This window comes from Gracilibacillus suaedae (genome assembly GCF_017599345.1).
In the GTDB taxonomy this organism is placed as follows: Bacteria; Bacillota; Bacilli; order Bacillales; family Amphibacillaceae; genus Gracilibacillus; species Gracilibacillus suaedae.
Genome location: NZ_JAGFVL010000009.1, coordinates 1 through 23,636, shown reverse-complemented (window position 1 = coordinate 23,636; position 23,636 = coordinate 1). Strand labels below are relative to the sequence as shown.

Here is a 23,636-nt window from a genome sequence, read left to right as displayed (position 1 = left end):
AATTCACTATTGTGGAAACGTTTTCTTATATGAGGAGGAGAAGTTATGAAAAATATAATTAGTTTTCTAGTGATCCCGTTGATTTTCTTGGCATTAGTTGCTTGTTCTAATTCATCAAATAATACTTCGGAAAACAGTGATGCAGAAGAGGATGTCAAAGAGTTGGAAGTCTGGGTACATGTTCCTGCTGATGACCCTGAAGGAGAAAACTATGATGTGAGAGCGAAAGAATTCGAAGAAGCACATGAAAATGTAGACGTGACGGTAGAACATATCGTCAAAACAGGAGGAGGAAGCGGCTATAATGATCGGGTCAATGCAGCGATCACTACTGGAGAACTGCCAGATATTATCGCATTAGAGAGCGTGTATGTTGCTTCGTATACGGATTCTGATATTCTTTTACCGCTCAATGAATATTTAGATCAAGCAACATTAGATTCATACCTAGATACCATTATTTCAGCTGGTAGTGTAGGAGATAATATTTACGCCTTGCAATCATTTGATTTATCATCACCTGTTTACTATAACGTCGATTTATTCCAAGAAGCGGGCATTAAGGTGCCAGCAGATGAAAATGGCAATTGGACGTTGGATTTAGCTTGGAGTTATGAAGAATTTTTGGAGAATGCGAAAAAGCTTAAAGATCATATGGGACAAGAACCTGTCCATATGTTTACAGAAAATAACGGTTGGCATATGTATGCCCATTCTCCCATCATTTTTTCCAATGATGCGAGAATGGTCGGAGAAAATGGTCTCGATACAGAGGGATATTTAGATAACAATAATACAATGGAAGCATTACAATTCATAGACACATTATTTAGAGATGGCATTGTAGCTTCTACAACAAGAGAAGACGCTTTTGCATTAGAGGAAGCGGCGATTAGTTTTGAAGGACCATGGATGGTGGATGTATTTGAAAATGAATATCCAGATTTAAATTGGTCGATCATGCCTTATCCGTATGGGAAAGGTGGGCACCAATCAGCACCGCATGGCAGCTGGTATATCGCAGCAACGCAAAACACAGAGTATCCAGAACTATCAGCTGAGCTAGTAGCGCATTTAACCAACAAAGATAGTGCGATCAAAATGGAAGAAGCGGCTGGATTAATTCCAGGTCATAAAGAGCTACTAGATTCATCCGAAACATATAGCGATTACCCAAGAAAGCTTATGTTAGAACAGTTAGTCAATACGAACCATCTTAAGCCAAAATCCCCCATTTTCCCAGTGTTGGAAGATGCACTTGGTGACATTATGGAAGGAATTGCATTAGATAATGGATCACTCGAAAGTCTCATCAATGATGCGAAGGAAAAAGTAGATCGTGAGGCAGATAGGTTTAAGTAAGGATTAGAAATTAACAAGTGTACGCTAAGTCGTACACTTGCTATTCCATCAAAGGAGTATTTCTTATGCATAATATTAAGCAAAAGATAAAACAAAATAAAACGCTTGATTTTATTTTCAGTGGTAAGGTATTATTTTTGCTTCCGGCTTTTACATTAATTAGTATCTTTGTTATTTATCCACTAATTTTAGCCGTTGGTTATTCTTTTACTGATTATTATTTGCTGAAACCAAATGATATATCTTTTGTTGGATTTGATAACTACATGGAAATAGCTTATGACAAATATGCTAAAAAGGCTTTCTTTAATTCAGCGAAATACGTTATTTATATTGTGCCATTACAGGTTATTTTATCTTTATTTTTGGCCACGCTGATTGCGAAAAAGTCCAAAACGAATACACTTTTTCGAACAGCTTTCTTTTCACCGTATATTCTGTCTATTATCGTTGTTTCCTTATTATGGAAAAATATCTTAGATCCCAATTCAGGAATTGTAAATGAATTTTTGGCTTCATTAGGATTTGCAAAACAGGAGTTTTTCTCTGACCCAAATTTAGCACTTCCGACCATTTCCTTCATTATACTTTGGCAAGGGATCAGTTTTCAGATGTTAATTTTAATGGCTGCTCTTCAGGATATACCATCTTCTCTTTATGAAGCAGCTTCTATGGAAGGGGCAAATGCTTGGCAGAAATTCCAACATATTACGCTTCCTAGTATAAAAGGTCAGGTCGTATTTGTACTAATTGTTGTGACCACAGGAACTTTTAAAATCATCATTGAACCTTTAGTTATAACAAATGGCGGACCGCAGGGCAGTACATCAAGTATTCTTTTATATATGTTTGAACAAGGAACAAGGTATCGTCAAATAGGTTATGCCAGTGCCATCACCGTCATTTTTGCCATCATATTGATTATGATTGCCTTTGTCCAAAGAAAGCTAGTAAAGGAGGAAGGAAGGTGAAAGGGATTACGGTCATTCGTTTATTAAAATATATCGTATTAATCGCCTTTGCTATTTTGTTCTTATTTCCCACTGTTTGGATGTTTGTAAGCAGTACAAAAACGGTGGCGGAAATTTCAGCTGAGATAGGTTCGATACAGAGTTTTATACCGAACTTTAGTAATATGCAAAATTGGTTAGTTCCTTACCAAGAAATGTTTAGCCGATTTAATTTCTCGATCCATTTCTTTAACAGTGTTTTTTACACTTTTATTATTGTATTAGGAAGCTTATTAGTTAACTCGTTGGCAGGATATGCTTTAGCTGTATTTGATGTACCCTTTAAAAAATTTATTACAAGCGCATTAATTATTTTAATTATTTTCCCCTTTCAATCTGTATTCATTCAAATTTTTATCATTATCAATCAATGGAATTTGACGAATACAGTTTGGGGATTAGCGCTTCCTCATATTGGAAGTGCCTTTTATATTTATCTGTTTATGGTGTTTTTTCAAAAAATCCCTAATGAACTAAGGGAATCTGCCTATATAGATGGAGCATCTAATTGGAAGATATTTACCAAAATAGTGGTCCCAATCTCCAAACCTATTTTTATGACCATTGGTATATTGGTTTTTGTCGGCGCTTGGAATGATTATGTTTGGCCGCTAATGGTTTTTACAGAAGAGAGTAAATATCCATTATCAGTTGCGGTAAATATTATGAATGAAACGAAGCCAGCTTATTTAAACCAAGTCATGGCAGGATTAACTGTCACCACCATTCCGATTCTATTAATCTATATTTTGGGACAAAAATACATTACTCCTCAGAATTCTTCATCTGGGATTAAATAATGAGAGGTGAGTTATGAGTTTAATATATGATCTTTCTTTTCGTGAAGGAAAAGGTAATCAAACAATAGAAGCGATTCGCGGCAATATATTGCCGATTCATTATGTATTCAATCACGCAAAATATAAAGCAAGTTGTTCGCCTAATTGGGTGGAATCACCCGTGTCTGGATATGCAGTGGACTTTGATGGATATTCCACTTATATCAAAGATCAACCTTTAGAAGTAAATGGGTCTTTTTCTATATTTGCCTTTCTTGCACCTCGGTGTTTTGAAGCATGTCACGGGGACGTACCTACTACCATAATCGATCAGATTAATCAGTCGAGTCAACAAGGATTCGCTTTAAGTATTTTTCGACACGGAAAAGTGCAATTCGAATTAGGAGATGGAAAAAATATTTATACCTTTAGAACCGATAGTCAACTTGAATTGTTTACTAAATCTTTCCTAACGGTGACATTTAACCAAGAGGAACACTCCGTTACCATTTATATCAATGGAAAGAAGGAACTTGAAAGTACTAATATAAAATCTTTCCGTTCTGCTGATATCGCGTTATCCATCGGGTTAAATAATCACCCATTTGAGATTAGTGAGGTGTTTAAAGGGGGCATGTTTGCTGGCCTGATAGATTTTATAAAGGTATATGATCATGCACTGACAGATAAGGACATTCAAAAGGAATATGAGAAAATACGTGACAAGCGATTAGTGCCATTAGAAGATATCGATCTCGATGAACAAAAACTATTAGATGATGTGCATCGTCCTCAATATCATGCCATTCCTCCGCAACATTGGATGAATGAGCCACATGCCCCTTTTTACTATAAAGGGAAATATCACTTATTCTATCAGAAAAATGCATCTGGTCCTTATTTTTCCCATTTGCATTGGGGGCATTGGACGAGTGATGATTTAGTATTTTGGCAAAATGAAAAAACGGCTCTCTTTCCACAAAAGGGAGAATTGTCGCCATCAGGTGTATGGTCTGGTTCCGCTACCATAGGGCCCAATAACACGCCTTATCTATTCTATACCTTTGCTAATTTCAACAAAACATACAATCAAGGTGTAGCGATTGCTCGTCCTGAAAATATAGAAGATACTCATTTAGTCGATTGGAAAATGGAACCACAAGGAACCATTTTTCAAACCGATCAACAAGGAATCCCAGCACAGTTTCGAGATCCATTTGTTTGGAAAGATGAAACAGAAGAAAAATGGTATTTAATCATTGGAGGCGGTGTCAAAGATAAGGGGCCAACAGCTTGGGTATATACATCCACGGATTGTGAGCATTGGGATTTTAAAGGGGAATTATTTTCAGTAGATAGTAGCCTTTATCCATACCTTGGAACCAATTGGGAGCTCCCTGTTTTATTACCAGTACGTGATCAGCAAGGGCAAGTGAAGTATGCCTTTATTTTTATGAGTTTCTTTGATGATGAATCGAAATATGAAGTGGATACTTATTATTATTTAGGTGAATTCGATAAGCAAAAAGTCCAATTTATCCCAGATACAATAGAACCAGAATTAATGGATTACGGTCGATTTAAATTTAGCGGTCCTAGTGGATTTGTCGATCCTGTTACAAATAAAACGATTGTTTTCTCCATTCTTCAAGGAGATCGAGAGGAAGAAGAAGAATATGAAGCAGGCTGGGCTCATCATGCAGGCTTGCCCATTGAGTTATTCTTGGAGAATCAGGAATTACGTATCCAACCTTTAGAAAATTTAGTTTCATTAAGAGAAGAGTTGTTAATCCATGAAAGTAATAAATCTATTGAAGAAGTTAATCATCAAGTGAAAAATATTCGGGATAAAATGCTAGAGATCATGATTGAATTTGAAGAAACAGAGAATCTAGTTGGACTCGAGTTAAAGAAGGATCCCGCTAATCAAGAAAAAACAAAGCTGCTTTTTGACAAAGCAAACGATAGAGTTTGGTTGGATAGAACGGAAAGCAGAAAGGATAAGGAGGGTGATATTCAAGGCGGATCACTTGAACTGGATGAAGGTTTTAAAGCACATATTTATATTGATCATTCTGCGATGGAATGTTATTTGAATCAGAAAAAAATGATATCCAGCAGAGCCTATACCGTATCATCCAATAGTGATTACCTATCTATTGTTGGTAACACGGATATAAAAATTAAAACTATCAAAATTTTTAGACTTCAATCTATTTGGAAAACAGAAAGAGATGAGTGATTAAATATGACAATAAATACGAAAAATACAAACAAGACTTATCGACATCATTATCATCTAATGCCGGAATATGGCTGGATGAATGATCCTAACGGCTTTTCATTTTTTAACAATAGCTATCATCTATTTTATCAGTATTACCCATATGATACTGTTTGGGGGCCGATGCATTGGGCTCACGCCGTTAGTGATGATTTAATAAAATGGGATCATGAAAAAATCGCTTTAAGACCTGATAAAAGTTATGACAAAAATGGTATTTTCTCAGGATCAGGGCTTCAAGTAGGGAATGAACATTGGCTTTATTATACCGGACATAATGATTCATTCCTGGATTTTTTATATGATCAAAATTTGAAAAAGAAAGAGGAGGTGATAGAAAGCGAAGAAATTGTTTCTCCTATTAGACAGGTTCAATGTTTAGCGAAGTCAGCGGATGGTATAACATACGAAAAATATAAACATAATCCTGTCATTTCCTCCCAACAAGTTCCTTCCAACATAAGATTGGAAGATTTTCGAGATCCAAAAGTTTGGGAGCACCATGATCGATTTTATATGATAGTTGGTGCAAAGAGTCATGAGAATGTTGGACATGTTTTATTCTATTGTTCCAATGATGGCGTTACATGGGAATATTTAAATCAACTCTCACTAGGTCCAGGGTACGGAACAGCATGGGAATGCCCAGATTTATTTGAATTAAATGGAAAACAAGTATTGATTTTTTCACCTCAAGAAATTCCGCGTATCGGCTATCGTTATGAAAATATTCATTCCACGATGGCGTTAATCGGTGAGTTCGATTATGAGACAGGTGAATTCATAGTGGAAAACGAACAGGAACTGGATCAAGGTTTCGACTTTTACGCTCCGCAAACTACCTTGTCTGAAGAAGGAAAACGGGTGATGGTTGCTTGGATGAATATGTGGGACATGGAATATCCTTTACATGAACTAGGACATGGTTGGAATGGTTCCATGACACTGCCTCGAGAACTATTGCTAAAAGATGGAAGGATTATTCAAAAACCTTATCATACGATAGACAAGTTTAGAGAGGAAAAGATAGAGTGGAGTCATTTTAGTATAAAGGATTACTTTGAGAACGATAAATTGAACGGTAATTGTCAGAAAATAAATATTCAATTTTATATGCATGATAGTGATTATTTTAAAATGGAATTTTTTAAAGGGGACCGAGAAAAATTATTGTTAAGCTTTGATAAATCTAGAAATGAAATAGTCCTAGATCGTCGAAATGCTCAATTCCCTATTAAAAATATGGCGATTCATAATGATTTTACGAGAAGCCATTCTATAGATTTAAACCAAAAAGTTAAGCTAAACATTTTTTTAGATGTTTCTTCGATTGAAATTTTTGTTAATGATGGAGAACACGTTTTTACTTCGTTATTCTTTTCAAAAGAATTAGGAGAGCAAGTGTCGCTTCATTCAGAAGGCCATACACACATTGATGAATTGATTAAGTGGGAACTTAAATAGCCATAAAAAATTAAAGAGGGAGTAGAAAAGGTAAGCTTCCTCCTTATGAATAGGTTTAGTAATATGAAATTTTGAAAGTGGAGATGGGATTTAGAGGCTCAAAAGTATTCTGGCATGAAAGTTCAAGTAAATGGGTGATGTTACTAGCCGCAGAAAATGATGCACAAGAACAGTTTGTCACTAACTTGTGCTGTTTGGCGAAAAACATCCCCAACTTGAATTAAATCTTGCATCAGAAGCTAATATAAGAGTTAATGCGAATAAAACAAATTAGAAACGTAATTTGTGGATAACGAATAACAGTTAATAAAAAACTCACTTAAAATATTTTACACTCTCAAATAATCATTGTATGATCTAATAAAAAAGGATAAGTAGTATATAATTCATTATTTTTAAGGAGAAACATATATGACCATTAAGCTCAATGATGTTGCTAAAGTTGCGGGTGTATCGCCAACCACTGTATCACGTGTTATCAATAATCGTGGCTATTTAAGTGAGGAAACAAAACAAAAAGTTGAAAGCGCTATGAAGGAATTGAATTACTATCCAAATGATGTAGCAAGATCTTTATATAAAAAAAGAACCTATTTAGTAGGTTTGATCATTCCGGATATATCGAATCCTTTCTATAGTGAGTTAGCTTTATCTATAGAAGGAATTTGCTCAGAGATGGGTTATAGAGTTATTTTATGTAACAGTCTAGGGCAACCGGAAAAAGAAGAAGCGTATTCGATTATGCTAATAAGAAACCAAGTAGATGGTATAATTGTTTGTTCATATAATCGAGGTGTGGAGACGTATAAGAAGTCAAATCTTCCAATAGTAGCCATTGATCATTACCTTTCTGAGACGATACCAGTCGTGGGATCAGATAATTATGAAGGAGGTAAAATGGCAGTTCAACATTTAATAGAACGTGGGTGTAAATCTATTATTCATATTAATGGACCTACTGAACTGGAGACACCAACTCAGTTAAGAAGAAAAGCATACGAAGATTTAATTAAAAAACCTATAACATATGTAGTAAAAAGTCCCTTTGATGAAGAAGAGATCATCCAAACAATAAAAAAAATCTTTAACGAACATCCTGAAACAGATGGTATCTTTGCTAGTGATGACTTAATGGCAGCAAGCTGTCTACAAATTGCTAAGGAAATGAATATTTCAGTGCCCAAGCAGCTGAAAATTGTTGGTTATGATGGCACTTCCACTGTGAACAGGTTGTTACCACAATTGACTACGATTAAGCAGCCAATAGAAGACATTGCTTCAACAGCTGTAACGCAAATGATAGAGCTTATTAAGCATCCCGATAAAGAACTTCACAGGGAAACTTTTTTGTCACCTCATATCCTCATAAATAAAACGACATAAAGTCTCTTATAGTTTAAATATTAGTTTGTCTTTCCACATGTCAACCGCTTGACATGTGGAAGCGCTTACTATATTATTGGTTTTACATTACAGTAAGACCCTAATTGTTCCATTATGTCAACCGGTTGACATTATGGTTGGAGTTAATTTGTTAAAACAAAAAACACCAAGGAGGTGAATATTAAAAACAACATGGCTAACCAACAATTCGAATAAATTTTTGTTTTGGAAAGGAATTTTGTTGATGAATCATGCATTTAATGAAAAAGTTGTTTTTCGCTTGCTTTTCTTAATCGTAATAGGACTAATAATAACTAAACTAACCTATGTGGAGGCATTGGAAACAGAAAAAGCAGGGAGTACAAATGAAGATAAGGAGGTTACAATCATTAATGCAAACACAAATTTGTCTAATTGGATAGTACATGGAGCAGGTACACTTGAAGACACCGAACAAGGTTTAAAGCTCACGTCTGAACCAAATGAGAATATAATGGCTGTTTCGAGTGTTCAGTCGGAAGACTTTACTTATGAAGCAGATATAAAAATTTTGGACCAATCAGCAGATCCTACCTTGCTTTTGCGCTCTGGTGAAAATGGTTGGGATTCTTATATGGTTCAAATAGTACCAAACGCAGGGCTTATTCGGCTACGTGATGCTCGTGATAAAGATAGATTAAATGAAGAAGTTGACGTAAATATTCAGGAAGGTGAAATCTATCATTTAAAGGTAGAAGTAGTAGATGATAATATTAAGATATTTTGGGGAAATCAATATACACCAATTATAGATTCTAATGCTACGCTTTATCATCATGGATATCTGGGATTAAATGTTTGGAATGGTTCTGCATTATTTCAGAATGTAAAAGTGAGTGATCTTACTACAAATTTAGCTTCAACTTTAGTTGAGGAAGGAAATTGGGAACCAAACATAAAAGGTTTAAAAGGACGAGCAGATGTGAACGAATTAGCTAAAAAAGTATATGAAACAAAAGCAAGTGACTTTGTGTTAGAAGGTAATGTTTCATTTGATGACGAACAAGCGGAGGCAGGTCTAACATTTCATATGAATGAAGATGGAACGAATGGTTATCAGGCTGTACTTATGAAACATGGAGATGAAATGGAAGCACAGATACAAAAATCAGATGGTACGGTACTTGGGAAATCCACACGAAGTTTTAAATCACAAAATAATACCGAACACCATTTGGAAATAATAGTAAATAAAGAGCGGATAACGTTGCATATAGATGGCTATGCAGAGCCAGCAGTAGAAGTTACAGATAATAGTTACACGGATGGTCTAACAGGATTGACGGTTTTAAGAGGCACAGCTTATTTTCAAGATGTCTATGTAGTGCCAGCAAATGAATATTACAAAGAAAATTATAGACCGGATTATCATTATACGCCAGCTCGGGGATCTGCCAGCGATCCAAATGGACTTGTATATTTCGAAGGTGAGTACCATCTCTTCCACCAGGATGGTGGTAAATGGGCACATGCAGTTAGTGAGGATTTAGTTAATTGGAAGCATTTACCTATAGCTTTGCCGTGGAATGATTTTGGGCATGTATGGTCAGGATCCGCGGTTGCAGACTTAGATAATGATTCCGGACTCTTTACTGATTCTGGTGGCAAAGGATTGATAGCGTACTATACTTCTTTTAACCCTGATGCTCACAATGGAAATCAGAGAATTGGTCTTGCTTATAGTAAGGATAAAGGCCGTACATGGGAATATTCAACAGAACACCCGATTGTAATTGAAAATCCGGGAAAAAGCGACGAAGATCCAGGAGGATGGGATTTTCGTGATCCGAAAGTAGTGCGTGATGAAGCGAATGATCGTTGGATAATGGTTGTATCGGGCGGAGATCATATTCGAATCTTTACTTCTACAGATCTTATTCAGTGGGAGCATACAGATAACTTTGGTTATGGTGATTATATTCGTGGCGGGGTATGGGAATGTCCGGACTTTTTTGAACTACAAGTCGAAGGAACTGATGAAAAGAAATGGGTTCTCATGATCAGTACAGGAGCAAATCCGAGTACAGAAGGATCTGATGCAGAATATTTTATTGGAGAGCTAACACCTGATGGGAAATTCATCAATGACAATCCTGTTGGCGATGTATTGAAAACAGATTATGGTAAAGAATTCTATGCATCGATGTCGTTTGCAAATATGCGAGGTGATCGTCGTATAACCATGGCGTGGATGACAAATTGGGACTACCCATTTGATTTTCCAACAGAAGGCTGGCAAGGTCAACTTACTATTCCAAGAGAATTACGATTAGTACAAACTACTGAAGGGGTAAGGCTTGCTCAATCACCAGTTGAAGAATTAAAAACGATTCGTAAAACAGTTTTTGAAGCAGAGAATAAACGTATAAACCCTGATAATGCCTCCAACCTATTGAAAAAAGTAAATGAAGGGTCGTATGAAATCGAAGCAGAGATCGAAATACCTTCGAATAGTGACGTAACCGAGTTTGGTTTCCAAGTTCGAGAGGGAACAAAAGAAAAAACGATGATCGGTTATAACGTAATAGATAATCTAATGTTTATCGATCGGTCCAATTCAGGTTATACCGATTTCTCTAATCAATTTACTACCTTACATGAAGCTCCGTTGCTACCCGAAAATAAACGCATTAAATGGAATGTTTTTGTGGATAATGCGTCTATTGAAGTGTTTGCGAACGATGGAAAATCAGTATTTTCGGATGTCATCTTTCCTAAAGCAACGAGTAGAGGAGTTAACTTTTATACGGAAGACGACGCTGTTAAGATAGTGTCGCTTAAAGTCCATGCACTTAATGATATCTGGAATCGAGATATAAATGAAGAAGCTAGTATCGTGACGAATCCGAAAGAGATAGAGATGAATATTAGAGATACCCAATCAGTGGATGCAGCGATTGCTGGCAATAAAAAGAATGGAACGCAGCCAATAAGATGGAAGACATCAAATGCTGATATCGTAAAGATAGAATCTGCTAATAATCGTCACGCAGTAATCAAAGCAGTAGGTGATGGTGAAGCAACTATTACAGCATCAACGCCAGATAACAAAGTGTCTGAGAAGATTAATGTAAGCGTATACGATGGTCAGTTTCATACAAATCTTACAGGTTGGACCTCAGATATATCTGGTTCTACTTGGTTAACTACGGAAGATGGGATTCGAGGTTCGCATAACAGTGATGCTAATTACATGGCAGAAGAAAGTGGAGGGAATTTTATATACGAAGCAGACATGATGCTTGATGAATCTGGTGGAGCTGGATCCATACTGTTCCGTGCAAGTAAAGATGGAAGGAGTGGCTATTATTTTAACTTAGATCCTAATATGAAAGCTTTTCGTCTTTTTTATAAATTGGATGGACGTTTTGAAGAACATATGGTTATCAGGAAAGTTCCGGCATTTATTCAGCCTGGAAAAATATACAAAGTAAAAATTGAAGCAAATGGCCCACAGATTCGAATTAACGTAGATGGTGAGAACATAATAGATGTTAAAGATGGTAACTTTGCAGATGGACACTTTGGGTTAAATGTATTCGGAGGTCGAGCTACTTATCAAAATGTGAAAATTAGTAATGTGCAGGAAGCTGATTTAATGGAAACTTCCTTTATCAATCCTCATACCGGACGAACCATCTATGCAGCTAGTTCTAATAATGGTGAATTGGTTACAGGAGGAAAAGAAGATAAGCTGACAAATTGGACCTTAATTCCTACTGGAGACGAACAAGACTCCTATTCAATAAGGAATGAAGATGGTAAAACAATCGATTTAGATACGGACCAGAATAAAATTCAGCTATATGATTACCTCGGTTATGATAACCAACGTTGGATAATAAAAGAAAACGAGAATGCAACTGTATCAATAATATCTGTGTTTAATAGTCAAGCAATGGGAGTAACAGAAGCTGGTGAATTAACGTTACAGGAATATGATCCATCGCAATTATATCAGCAGTGGACATTATCTTCAGAAATAGATTAACTGGTAACGATAGGTTGAAAAGGGAGGTTGGTAGACTTCCCTTTTCTAAATTAATTGATCTCGGCGCTAAACTGTCCTATCCCCGATGATTGAAGTCGCACCTAGTAAAGATAAGGCTATACAGGGACCTTTCCCGTGATATAATCAGCAGTGAAATTAATTTATTTGTTAATTTAATAAAGCTTAAAATGTTCTATATGTATTTGGAGGAACGAATATGTTTTTTTCATTACGAAATAAGCTATTTCTAGTGTTTTCTTGTTTATTAACCATACCATTTCTTGTTTTGTCTTTGGTTATTCCTAGTTTATTTACTATTTATATAAAAGATCAAACGCAAGAATTAACAGTTGAGATGATGGACCAATTTTCACTTTATATTGACTCCATTACCAAGCAGGCTGAAGATGTAGGACAACAAGTGTTGGTTAATCCGATAACGCAGGAATGGTTACAATTAGAAACAAAACAAAAAGATGATGATACACTGACCACGGCTCGATTATTAGTAAGAAATGAATTGAACAGATTACTAAGTTCGATGATGGTCAATAACTCTAATGATATTTCAGTGTCCATCTTTACACATGACGGGGAAGGGATTTGGGGAGATTATGCTGATTTAGAAGATAACACTTGGTATAGTGAGTTTGTGAATCATAATAAGACATATACACGTTCACATAAAGACTTGAATCAACAGTCAGCTGTAATGCGAGATTTGCATATTAATAGTCACCTTATCCCTTTAGTAGATATGAATTCCTTAGGTGATAGTGGTGTTATTAAGGTTAATTTTTCAACAGAATTGATTGAAAATGCATTAGATAAGATAAAGATTGGCGAGCAAGGAAATACGTTTATCGTGAACGAAGAGGGAGAAAGTGTATTAACAGGAGAAATAAAAACACCTCGAGGGATTGTTACTAATTCTTTAGAAAAGATTAAAGACAGTCCAATTGAACAAGGATTGTTGGAAATAGAAGACGATAAGGAAAACTATTTATTGTTTTATCAGCAATTATCAGTAGGTGATTGGGTTTTAATGAGTGAAGTGACAGAAGAGGATTTGTTTGCACATCCTTATCAACTTCAGAAAAGTATGCTTTTACTTAGTTTTGGCGTGTTTTTAATTACCGTTATTGCTTCATTTGTCTTCTCATCTTCTATTACCAATCCGCTTCGAGAGCTAACGAAAGCAATGAGTTACTTAGAGAATGGGGATTTTAATAGTGCAAAGAAGATGATGCCAACAATTAAATCAGAAAATAATGAAATCCGTTATGTTTTACAGGTGTTTGCTCATACAATCGAACAGTTAAAGAGTTTAATTGATAATGAATATAAAGCTAATATTCGTCGACGTAATGCGGAGTATAAAGCTTTATTGTTGCAAATAAATCCTCATTTTTTAAATAATACCTTAGAAATTATGGGGGGATTGGCAGCTCAAGGTAAGAATAAAGAAGTGATGAATGTCAGTGTATATTTGGGGAAAATGTTGCGTTATTCGTTGGACACAAAATCTAATATTGTCACATTAGGTGAGGAGATTCAGTATATTCGTAACTATACAACTATTTTACAACTTCGATACGAAGAGGCACTCCATATATCTATTGATGAAGATCCAGAATCTAAAAATCTTCCAATTATTAAATTTATTATTCAACCACTAGTTGAAAACGCAGTAAAGTATAGCTTTATTGCCAAAAATCATGCAACAGTATATATAAAAATAAGTTATCTATCTAATCAATTAACAATCGTTATAGAAGATGATGGGATAGGAATGTCTAAAGATGTTATTCACCATTTATCAGATGATGACGATAACAAAGCCAAGCTAAATACACTGGAAAGCAGCGGAAACAGTATTGGTCTTAAAAATGTCTTAGATCGCCTACAGTTATATTATGGGGAACAATTCTCCTATCAGATAGAGTCAGAAATAGATAAAGGGACACGGATAACGTTAAATATAAACTATGAGGGGAGGGGAAAGGATGAAGAAAGTCATAATCGTTGATGATGAAGCGCAAGTACGAAAAGGACTACATTGGAAGGTTGATTGGGAAAAGGAAGGCTTTCAAATTGTAGCAGAAGCGGTAAATGGTAAAGAGGCGCTTGCGTTAATTGCTGAAAATGGAATTGATCTTGTACTAACGGATGTTAGAATGCCGGTAATGGACGGAATTGAATTAGCAAAGCAGTGCCAGGAAAATGAACGAAATATGAAGGTTATCGTATTATCAGGTTATTCCGATTTTGAATATGTAAAGAGTTCCATGAAAGAAGGGGTGAGAGATTATTTATTAAAACCAGTAGATCCGGACGAATTACAAGAAGTATTAAAACGAATGAGACAAGAAATAGACAATGACAAGAGTAAACAATTAGAATTAGAGAGAGTGCAAAGGCTAGCCCGTACTCAATTACAGGAAGTGCAAGAACGATATTTACTTTATTTAGTGAAAGAAGAATGGCTACAGCATAGTATTGTTAGAGATAGGTTAAAACAATTAAAATTACACAGTCTTCTCCGAGAAAACGTAAAAGTTCAGTTTATTACAGTAGAGGTACGGGATCTAATCGAGTATTCTGATCGTGCTAAACAATTACAAATGACTTTTCAGATGTTGTGTAAGGAAATTGCTGAAAATCAATCAGGTGTCTTTTCTTTTTATGACCCCAATTATACAAATATGATGCACTTTTTAAGAGTGACAGATGACTCCAGCAATCCGTCTAGTTTAGTTAAGTTAATTCAGCATCATGTAAAAGCTTTACTTAAGCTAGAAGCGGTGATTGGTATCGGCGATATTGTGACAGGATTAACCAAATTTAAAATGGGATATATTTCTAGCTTGCTGTCTTGGAGTCAAAGTCAATTAGGCACACATTCGCAAGTTATTGATGAAACAGTGAAAAAAGAAGGAATTACCGATTTCTCACCAGAGTTAGAAAAAAGAATAACCAATGCTATTGAACAAACCAACCTGGTACGGTTTAAGTCAGAACTTGAATTGCTGCTAGGTGAAACAAATAAGCAATCTGTGTTATCTTTCTCCATCATAGCAAACAGAATATTATTTTCTTTAGGCGCAATTGCTAAAAAATATGATATGGAAACGACACAAACACAAAGATTTATTTGGGAAAGCCAACAAGCAATTTGGGAGCTTAATTCTCAAAAGAAAGTGATGGATCATCTTATTCAGCTTGCAAGTATAATCATTGAACGGGTAAGTACTACACGTATAACCGATGGAAAGCTCATTGTTGATGGTGTAAAACGATACTTGGATCAGCATTATGGAAGTGATATTTCTTTAACAACCTTATCTGAATTATTTCATATTAATAGTGCTTATCTATCAGAAATTTTTAAGCTTCAAGTTGGACAAAATTTTAGTGAATATCTTGTGGAGAGGCGGATGAAGGAAGCAAAAAAATTTCTAAAAGATCAACATTTAAAGATTATTGATGTAGCTAATTTAGTCGGTTTTTCTAGTTCCGCTTATTTCAGTACTGTTTTTAAGAAACATGTCGGTCAAACACCAGCAGCATACCGTAAGTCTCTTACAAAGGACGTATGTATATGAAAAAAGTAATTTATTCTTTATTCTTCATTTTATTCATTAGCATTGTCATTAGTTCTTTAATAATGGTGGTAACACCGGTAATGCTTGATCAAGATCGTCATCGTGCTAAAGAGGTAATGAATGAAGAAGACAAGGTACACCTGACATTCTGGCGTAATTTTGGTAACTCTGCTGAAAATGAAGCCTACAATAAGTTAATTAGTGACTTTGAAATGGCGCATCCCAACATAAATATTAATATGGAAGAAATTGAATATAATAACTATGAAGTGAAATTGCGAACGGAAATCGTAACTGGAACTGGTCCTGATATTATGGCTATTGACAGCCCTAATTTAGCATTGTACGCGAATGCTGGGATTTTGCTATCATTAGATCCTTTTGTGAAAGAAGATGTAGATATAAGAGATGACTTTCCGGAGTCCATCATAGAAGGTTTAACATACCAAAATGAAATCTATTTAATGCCAATTGTAGAATCTAGTATTGCATTATACTATAATAGGCATATTTTTGAAGAAGCTGGTGTGCCTTTTCCAGACGAAAGTCCTGTAAAGCCTATGACCTGGGAAGAGACTATTGAAATAGCTAAAGCTGTACAAAACAAAGAGCAAGGTGTATATGGGATTGATCCAGCTCAAGGTTTCGGTAATGGTGAATCTCCAGCCTATTTTAAGTTGCCATTCCTATGGCAGTTCGGTGCTAGTGTAGTAAGCTCTGATGGTTCCACAGCGAGTGGTTATCTGGATTCAGATGAAGCTCTAACAGCTCTTCAGTTTTATCAAGACTTGTATCATAAAGAAGGAGTCGCAGCGCTCGAGTTACCAGAGAAAGCGTTTGAAAACGATCAATTAGCAATGACAGTTCTAGGTTCGTGGGCAGTAAGTGAATTGGATAAAAATGGATTTATATTAGGCGAAGATTTCGGAATTGCCCCGCTCCCGAAAGCAGATAAACAGGTAGTTCCAAATGGAAGCTGGGCGTTAGGAATCTCATCTGAAACAGAATATCCTGAAGAAGCTTGGAAGTTTATTCGTTATGTAACGAGCTATGAAGGAATGAAAAAGTATGTAACCATAACTAGGGATATTCCAGCAAGATATTCAGTTGCAGAGGATTTGCCTATATTTAACGAATATCCTTACAATATATTTTTGCATCAAGCATACTATTATTCTAGAAATCGGCCTGTAACCCCTGCCTATCCCGAGATCAGCACAGCTGTAAAGAAATTATTTGAAGACATTGGTATTGCTAAAAAAGATGTTAGATCGTCTGTTGATGATGCGGTTGAAACAATTAATAAGCGGTTAAAGGAAATAGAGTGATCATATATGGTGACCCCCTCCTTCAATACATTTCCAAAAATGTTATAGGATATTTTCCGAAAATATTATAAACGTAAAACTGCTAATTTTGCTAAAGTGAAAGTAGTGATAAGCTTAATAGCACTTAAATGAAGGGGCGAGTCAACATGCTTGAAAAGAGATGGTATATGCGGTTGGGGAATTTAGGATTTAATTTGATTCTGTTGAATATTTTATGGATTATGTTTTCTTTGTTAGGCCTCATTGTGTTGGGCTTCTTTCCGGCCACAGTAGCATTATTTGCTGTTATTAGAAAACTTATAATGGTAGATGAGGATATGCCAGTCTGGACAGAATTTATCGAACAGTTCAAATCCGAATTCATAAAGTCAAATCTTCTGGGATATACTGTTACATTCATCGGAGTATTTTTATTTCTAGATTTTAAAATTATCCAACATCTAAGTAACGATTATGTACAAATTATGCTGTTTAATTTGACTTTAGTTATTGGGATATTCTATGCGATAAGTATATTGTACATTTTTCCGTTATATGTTCATTTTGATTTTTCGTTGATACAGTATTTTCGATATGCATGCATACTGACAATAGCTCGTCCCTTTCACACGATTATGTTGATCGCCATTCTAGGTGTTATATTATGTATATATATGTTTATTCCAGCGTTAATTCTCCTCTTTGGAACCAGTTTGTTTTGCTTTGTCGTCATGAAAATAGCGACATTATCTTTTCCGAGAAAACAAGGATTTACAGAGTCCTATTAAAAGTATTCACAATCACTAGTCCACACTAGTGTTTTTTTTTATTATGACAAGAAGTATTAAAGCAGTGCATTTTGCTCGGAAAAGTTAGCTGAAGGGCAAACCTCACAAAAGGGGGGCAGCCGGAGTGGTGGTCAAGCTGTTCAAATATTTCATCATTACTACCAAAGTACTCGATAGCTACTTAGCATTTAAGGTGGGGGTTGCCGGCTTTTTACCCGGTGATTATATTCTCACTTTATGAAATTTTTTCTCCAAATATTTTGAAGCTCAGCAACCTAAAATATTGAAATAAAACGGTTTCATCATTTGGTATATTAAACACATGCAAGTGGCAACTGCTAATGTAACTTATTGTATTCTAAAGAAATCTTTTGAGCGAAGGAGGAATTCTAATGGCGCAAGGCTGGGGTACATCACCTAGGTCAGATACACTGACCAAGCAGATATATGAAGGGAAGAGAAAGAAAAGTTCATTAGAATATATCAAAAAAAATTATATATTGTACTTGTTCTTATTACCTGCTGTTGTCTTAGTTTTTATTTTTAATTATATTCCGATGTACGGTGTGACGATAGCATTTAAAGATTTTAGCCCTTTAAAGGGGATAATGGGAAGCGAATGGGTAGGTTTTCAACATTTTATCAAGTTTTTGGAGTCACCAAATTTTCATCAAATCTTTATGAATACGATAAAGCTTAGTACATTCGAATTGCTAATTGGCTTCCCAGTGCCTGTCATATTAGCTCTTATGTTAAATCAAGTGCGAAGATCGAAAATTAAAAAGAATATTCAACTTGTGCTCTACGCACCACATTTTATATCCGTTGTAGTTATCGCAGGGATGGCTTTTATCTTTCTATCCCCTGCAGGTCCGTTAAATGCATTATTGGCATTGGTGATAGATCGCCCGATTTCTTTTATGTCTGAGCCAGAGTATTTTCGTACCATTTTTATCGCATCTGGAATATGGCAGTCTGCGGGATTTGCATCGATTATTTATGTAGCAGCTTTATCGAATGTAGATCCACAATTACATGATGCTGCTACTATTGATGGTGCTTCATTACTTCAACGTATTAGACATATTGATTTGCAAACATTGAAACCAACGATGGCGGTGCTATTCATTTTAGCTGTTGGAGGAATTATGACGATTGGTTTCGAGAAGGCATACTTACTTCAGACTTCGATGAATTTACCTGCATCAGAAATTATTGATACGTATGTCTATAAACGAGGACTGCAAGCTGCTGATTGGTCATTTGGTGCAGCAATTGGTTTATTCAATTCCATCATTAGCTTGGTTCTCTTAGTGACAGTTAATGCAGTTGTAAAAAAAGCAAATGGCGAAACCCTTTATTAGAGAGGAGGTAGTGGAAATGAATAACAATCTCATTAATAACTCCAAAACAGATAAAGTTCTGCTCTTTTTTAATAAGATTTTTTTGGTTGTAGTAGTACTAATTGTTACATTACCTCTTTTGTATGTACTATTAGGTTCCTTCCTACAGCCAGATGTTCTTTTAACGAAAGGACTTTCATTCGATCCAAAACACTGGACAGTTGATGGGTATGTTCGAATTTTTAATGATGGATCGATCATGAGAGGATTTCTAAATTCTATTTTATATTCTACCGGATTTACGCTTGTTTCAGTTGGTTTTACTATCCTAGCGGGTTACTCATTGTCTATTGATAATCTGGTGGGAAAGAAAATAATTATGCTTTATTTTCTGTTTACCATGTTCTTTAATGGCGGAATGGTTCCCACCTATTTACTAGTAAAAGATTTGGGGTTACTTAACAGTCCATGGGCAATTATTTTACCGGGAGCTATTACTGTTTGGAATATAATCTTGGCAAGGACATTCTTTAAAGGCTTGCCTAATGAATTGAAAGAGGCTGCGAGAATCGATGGTGCATCAGATGCCAAGATTTTCATTAGTATTATATTACCATTAGCTAAACCGATTGTCTTTGTTCTTGCACTTTACTCCTTTATCGGACAATGGAATGCCTACTTTGATGCCATGATTTACTTAGAGGATAAAAGTCTGTATCCACTACAGTTAGTTTTGCGAGACATTTTAATTCAGAACGAAGTAGAGCCAGGCATGATAGGTGACCAACTGGCTAGAGCAGAATTACAAAGAATTTCAGAAATGATTAAGTATTCTGCCATTGTGATAGCAAGCCTACCATTGATGATCATGTACCCTTTCTTCCAGAAGTATTTTGAAAAAGGTGTCATGGTAGGATCATTAAAATAAAAAAAGTGAGGGATCAATTGATGAAAAATATGTATCGATGTTTATTAACAGGTATGCTGGCCAGCATTTTATTAATTGCTGGATGTAGTAGTAATAGTGAAAATGCTTCATCAGAAAACTATGAGTTAAGTGATATCACTTTTCCTTTAGAGGAGGAAGTAACATTAAAATTTATGACAGAAAGTTCACCAATGGCTCCTGAAGACCCAAATGATAAATTGATTTTACAACGTTTAGAGGAAGAAACAGGCGTTCACATAGAGTGGAAAAATTACACCGGTGAATCCTTTGCTGAAAAAAGAAATTTAGCAGTAGCAAGCGGTGAATTACCAGATGCAATTATGAATGCAGGCTACAGTGATTATGAATTACTGGACTTAGCGAATGATGAAGCAATTATACCGGTGGAAGATTTAATCGACCAATATATGCCAAATTTACAGGCGGTATTAGAGCAAGCACCTGAATATCGTGCGATGATGACAGCACCTGATGGTCATATTTATGCTTTTCCTTGGATTGAAGAATTAGGAGCAGGTAAGGAAAGTATTCATTCACTCGATGCTACAGGTTGGATTAATGTTGAATGGTTAGAAGAGCTTGGTTTAGATATGCCTTCAACAACTGAAGAGCTCAAAGAGGCCCTGGTTGCATTTAAAGAAAATGATATGGCTGGCGATGGGCAAACTATTCCAATGTCCTTCATGATTAACCATGGTGGGGAAGATCTTTCATTTTTATTTTCACCGTTTGGAGAGGGTGAAAACTGGGATCATACTGTTGTAAGTAATGATGAGGAGGTTATATTCACTACTGCACAAGAAGGATACAAGGAAGCAATTAATTATCTACATGAATTATATGAATTAGACTTAATGGATGTAGAAGCTTTTGAACAAGACTGGAATTCCTATCTAGCGAAGGGGAAAGAAGAAAGGTATGGATTATATTTTACTTGGGATAAGGCAAATATAACTGGTCAGAATGATAAATATCAATTGTTGCCACCGTTAGAAGGTCCTGGTGGGCGTAAACATGTTGCTCGCTCGAATGGAATGGGCTTTGATCGTGCACGAATGGTTATTACTAGTGCAAATGAAAATCTAGAATTAACTGCGAAATGGATTGATCAATTATATGATCCTCATCAGTCTGTGCAAAATAACTGGGGGACATATGGTGATGAAGAGAAACAAAATATCTTTGAATATGTTGAAAGTGAAAATATGCTAAAACACTTACCTCTAGAAGGAACTGCGCCAGTAGAATTGCGTGAAGAAACTTCGATTGGCGGCCCATTAGCGATTCTAGATGAATATTATGGTGATGTCACAACAATGCCGGATGATGCTGCGTGGAGATTAGATCTACTTCATGAAGAGTTGGTTCCCTATATGAATAATGACAATATTTATCCAAAAGTATTTATGACATTAGAAGAGTTAGATGAACTTTCTACTATTGAAGCAGATTTATTTCCATATGTTGAAAGAAAAAAGGCAGAATGGATCTCAAACGGTAATGTTGAAGATGAATGGGAGGAGTATCTTACAGAATTAGACCGTCTTGGTTATCAGGATTGGTTAGAAATCAAACAGACAGCCTATGATAGAAATTTGGAGGAGCAATAATTATGTCCCAACTAGAAAAGTATCGACCACATTTACATTTTTCACCACAAAAAAATTGGATGAATGATCCGAATGGTTTAGTTTACTTTAAAGAAGAATATCATCTATTTTTTCAATACAATCCAAATGACAGCAAATGGGGTCCCATGCACTGGGGCCATGCTGTCAGTAAAGACTTGATTGCATGGAAAGAATTACCGATAGCCTTATATCCGGATGAATATGGCACTATTTTTTCAGGGAGTGCTGTCGTTGATTGGCATAATACTACAGGATTCTTTCCTGATGAGCCTGGTCTTGTCGCGATTTTTACACATCATTTAGAGAACGGAGCAGACAAGCCGCCAAAACAATCACAAAGTTTAGCATATAGTTACGATAATGGTAGGACATGGATCAAGTATCGAAATAATCCCGTGTTAGAGCATGAATCAAAAATTGATTTCAGAGACCCTAAAGTATTTTGGTATCACCCCTCCAATAAATGGATAATGATGTTGGCAACTGGTCAAACGATATCTATTTATTCTTCTCCTAATTTAATAAAATGGTATTTTGAAAGTGAGTTCGGTGACAACATGGGATCACATGACGGGGTTTGGGAGTGTCCGGACTTGTTCGAACTACAAGTAGAAAACAGGGAGGAATCTAAATGGGTGCTTTTTGTGAGTATTGGAGATAATCCTAATTCAGATAAAGGCTCACGTACACAATACTTTGTCGGGTCATTTAATGGTTCTGTATTTAAGGCTGAACAGGAAAAGACAAATTGGTTAGATTATGGAAAAGACAATTATGCGGGTGTGAGCTTTTCTGATATACCTGAAGAAGATGGGAGACGTATTTATTTAGGATGGATGAGTAACTGGCGTTATGCTAATGACGTACCAACATATGGTTGGAGAAGTCAAATGACATTACCTAGGGAACTAGGGCTTCGTAAACTAAAGGATTCCTATTCCATCGTACAGAAACCTGTACAAGAATTGGATTATTATTTTACTAGCAAAGAAGTAATCCATAACAAATGGATAGGTAAGGAATTACAATTTGATTTCGAGGAACCGTATGGAATGATAACGCTCAATATCGAAAGTATGGATGCTACAAAATATAGAGTGGATATTCATCATACAAAATCGAATGTAACATCAGTCATCATTGATGCACAAAAACAATTATTAATTCTAGATCGTCATAATTCGGGAGTTACTTCTTTCTCTGATAATTTCTCTATTCAACAAGAAATAAAATTACCTGATACCCAAAAAATTGAATTAAGCATTGTCATTGATTCTTCTTCAATTGAGATCTTTGGTAACAGGGGAGTGTTTGCTATAACAAGTCTAGTATATCCAGATAAAGCATGTGAAGTAATTTCACTTCGTGCTTTAGGTGGTGAGATTAAGATTGAAGAGGGGTATCTTTTAAAACCTAGTACTTAAATCTTATTAAAATGTATTAAAAGAAGCCAGAAGACCTTCTGGATTTTTTCTAAGGAAAGAAAGTATATAATCCTCGGTATCAACGCATTTGTTATCAAAGTAGCCATTTTGAAATAAAACGTATAGGAAACCATCGCTGCGGCTGTCCACTTCCCTTTCCACGGGATTTTCGACTAAGCTAAAAAACCCGCTTGAAAAAGTGGATCTTAGTCTAAAATCATCCCGTAGGAGTGGAAGCGGACGGCCTTCGCTATGGAGCTATTCTACAACGTTAGTG

At 35.7% G+C, this 23,636-nt stretch carries 15 protein-coding genes; all 15 read left to right on the top strand.

The genetic code is table 11. The annotated features are described in order from the left end of the window. Positions 1–45 precede the first annotated feature (45 nt). The 15 genes from J5J03_RS01050 (at position 46) to J5J03_RS00980 (ending at position 23,359) form a co-directional block, all read left to right on the top strand. Positions 46–1,362 carry an ABC transporter substrate-binding protein gene (locus J5J03_RS01050; protein WP_208585692.1) on the top strand — a complete coding sequence of 439 codons (1,317 nt, stop codon included), beginning with the start codon at positions 46–48 and terminating at the stop codon, positions 1,360–1,362. Between the two features lie 65 nt (positions 1,363–1,427). Then, on the top strand, positions 1,428–2,333 hold the full coding sequence (locus tag J5J03_RS01045; RefSeq protein WP_208585691.1) for a carbohydrate ABC transporter permease: 906 nt from the start codon (positions 1,428–1,430) through the stop codon (positions 2,331–2,333). After that, positions 2,330–3,172 carry a carbohydrate ABC transporter permease gene (locus J5J03_RS01040; protein WP_208585690.1) on the top strand — a complete coding sequence of 281 codons (843 nt, stop codon included), beginning with the start codon at positions 2,330–2,332 and terminating at the stop codon, positions 3,170–3,172. The genes J5J03_RS01045 and J5J03_RS01040 overlap by 4 nt, the downstream gene beginning before the upstream one ends. Positions 3,173–3,185: 13 nt before the next feature. After that, on the top strand, positions 3,186–5,393 hold the full coding sequence (locus tag J5J03_RS01035; RefSeq protein WP_208585689.1) for a GH32 C-terminal domain-containing protein: 2,208 nt from the start codon (positions 3,186–3,188) through the stop codon (positions 5,391–5,393). A gap of 6 nt (positions 5,394–5,399) precedes the next feature. Next, positions 5,400–6,899 (top strand): glycoside hydrolase family 32 protein, encoded by a 1,500-nt coding sequence (locus J5J03_RS01030; protein WP_208585688.1) that lies wholly within the window; start codon positions 5,400–5,402, stop codon positions 6,897–6,899. Between the two features lie 411 nt (positions 6,900–7,310). Next, positions 7,311–8,282, top strand: a complete 972-nt coding sequence (locus J5J03_RS01025; RefSeq protein ID WP_208585687.1) for a LacI family DNA-binding transcriptional regulator — start codon at positions 7,311–7,313, stop codon at positions 8,280–8,282. Positions 8,283–8,526: 244 nt separating this feature from the next. Continuing rightward, on the top strand, positions 8,527–12,312 hold the full coding sequence (locus J5J03_RS01020; protein ID WP_208585686.1) for a GH32 C-terminal domain-containing protein: 3,786 nt from the start codon (positions 8,527–8,529) through the stop codon (positions 12,310–12,312). 217 nt (positions 12,313–12,529) lie between these two features. Then, positions 12,530–14,341, top strand: coding sequence for a sensor histidine kinase (locus J5J03_RS01015; RefSeq protein WP_208585685.1), 1,812 nt, complete (start codon positions 12,530–12,532; stop codon positions 14,339–14,341). Then, positions 14,319–15,917, top strand: coding sequence for a response regulator (locus J5J03_RS01010; RefSeq protein ID WP_208585684.1), 1,599 nt, complete (start codon positions 14,319–14,321; stop codon positions 15,915–15,917). The genes J5J03_RS01015 and J5J03_RS01010 overlap by 23 nt, the downstream gene beginning before the upstream one ends. Further along, the gene (locus tag J5J03_RS01005; RefSeq protein ID WP_208585683.1) at positions 15,914–17,245 is read left to right on the top strand and encodes an ABC transporter substrate-binding protein; all 1,332 of its coding nucleotides are present in this window, start codon (positions 15,914–15,916) and stop codon (positions 17,243–17,245) included. The genes J5J03_RS01010 and J5J03_RS01005 overlap by 4 nt, the downstream gene beginning before the upstream one ends. Positions 17,246–17,391: 146 nt before the next feature. Beyond that, positions 17,392–18,012, top strand: a complete 621-nt coding sequence (locus J5J03_RS01000; protein WP_208585682.1) for a YesL family protein — start codon at positions 17,392–17,394, stop codon at positions 18,010–18,012. Positions 18,013–18,404: 392 nt separating this feature from the next. Further along, on the top strand, positions 18,405–19,376 hold the full coding sequence (locus tag J5J03_RS00995) for an ABC transporter permease (protein ID WP_208585681.1): 972 nt from the start codon (positions 18,405–18,407) through the stop codon (positions 19,374–19,376). A 16-nt stretch (positions 19,377–19,392) separates the two neighbouring features. Next, entirely contained in the window at positions 19,393–20,283 is an 891-nt protein-coding gene (locus J5J03_RS00990; protein ID WP_208585680.1) for a carbohydrate ABC transporter permease, read from the top strand. 20 nt (positions 20,284–20,303) lie between these two features. Further along, positions 20,304–21,914 carry an extracellular solute-binding protein gene (locus tag J5J03_RS00985; protein WP_208585679.1) on the top strand — a complete coding sequence of 537 codons (1,611 nt, stop codon included), beginning with the start codon at positions 20,304–20,306 and terminating at the stop codon, positions 21,912–21,914. Positions 21,915–21,916: 2 nt separating this feature from the next. Next, positions 21,917–23,359: a glycoside hydrolase family 32 protein gene (locus tag J5J03_RS00980; RefSeq protein WP_208585678.1), complete on the top strand. Its 1,443-nt coding sequence runs from the start codon at positions 21,917–21,919 to the stop codon at positions 23,357–23,359. Positions 23,360–23,636 lie beyond the last annotated feature (277 nt).

What these genes read in the sequence shown, in the direction of transcription:
- J5J03_RS00985 (WP_208585679.1), top strand. Translation starts at nt 20,304, where the DNA reads ATGAAAAATATGTATCGATGTTTATTAACAGGTATGCTGGCCAGCATT.
- J5J03_RS01035 (WP_208585689.1), top strand. Translation starts at nt 3,186, where the DNA reads ATGAGTTTAATATATGATCTTTCTTTTCGTGAAGGAAAAGGTAATCAA.
- J5J03_RS01020 (WP_208585686.1), top strand. Translation starts at nt 8,527, where the DNA reads ATGAATCATGCATTTAATGAAAAAGTTGTTTTTCGCTTGCTTTTCTTA.
- J5J03_RS01000 (WP_208585682.1), top strand. Translation starts at nt 17,392, where the DNA reads ATGCTTGAAAAGAGATGGTATATGCGGTTGGGGAATTTAGGATTTAAT.
- J5J03_RS00990 (WP_208585680.1), top strand. Translation starts at nt 19,393, where the DNA reads ATGAATAACAATCTCATTAATAACTCCAAAACAGATAAAGTTCTGCTC.
- J5J03_RS00995 (WP_208585681.1), top strand. Translation starts at nt 18,405, where the DNA reads ATGGCGCAAGGCTGGGGTACATCACCTAGGTCAGATACACTGACCAAG.
- J5J03_RS01005 (WP_208585683.1), top strand. Translation starts at nt 15,914, where the DNA reads ATGAAAAAAGTAATTTATTCTTTATTCTTCATTTTATTCATTAGCATT.
- J5J03_RS01050 (WP_208585692.1), top strand. Translation starts at nt 46, where the DNA reads ATGAAAAATATAATTAGTTTTCTAGTGATCCCGTTGATTTTCTTGGCA.
- J5J03_RS01045 (WP_208585691.1), top strand. Translation starts at nt 1,428, where the DNA reads ATGCATAATATTAAGCAAAAGATAAAACAAAATAAAACGCTTGATTTT.
- J5J03_RS01010 (WP_208585684.1), top strand. Translation starts at nt 14,319, where the DNA reads ATGAAGAAAGTCATAATCGTTGATGATGAAGCGCAAGTACGAAAAGGA.
- J5J03_RS01030 (WP_208585688.1), top strand. Translation starts at nt 5,400, where the DNA reads ATGACAATAAATACGAAAAATACAAACAAGACTTATCGACATCATTAT.
- J5J03_RS00980 (WP_208585678.1), top strand. Translation starts at nt 21,917, where the DNA reads ATGTCCCAACTAGAAAAGTATCGACCACATTTACATTTTTCACCACAA.
- J5J03_RS01025 (WP_208585687.1), top strand. Translation starts at nt 7,311, where the DNA reads ATGACCATTAAGCTCAATGATGTTGCTAAAGTTGCGGGTGTATCGCCA.
- J5J03_RS01015 (WP_208585685.1), top strand. Translation starts at nt 12,530, where the DNA reads ATGTTTTTTTCATTACGAAATAAGCTATTTCTAGTGTTTTCTTGTTTA.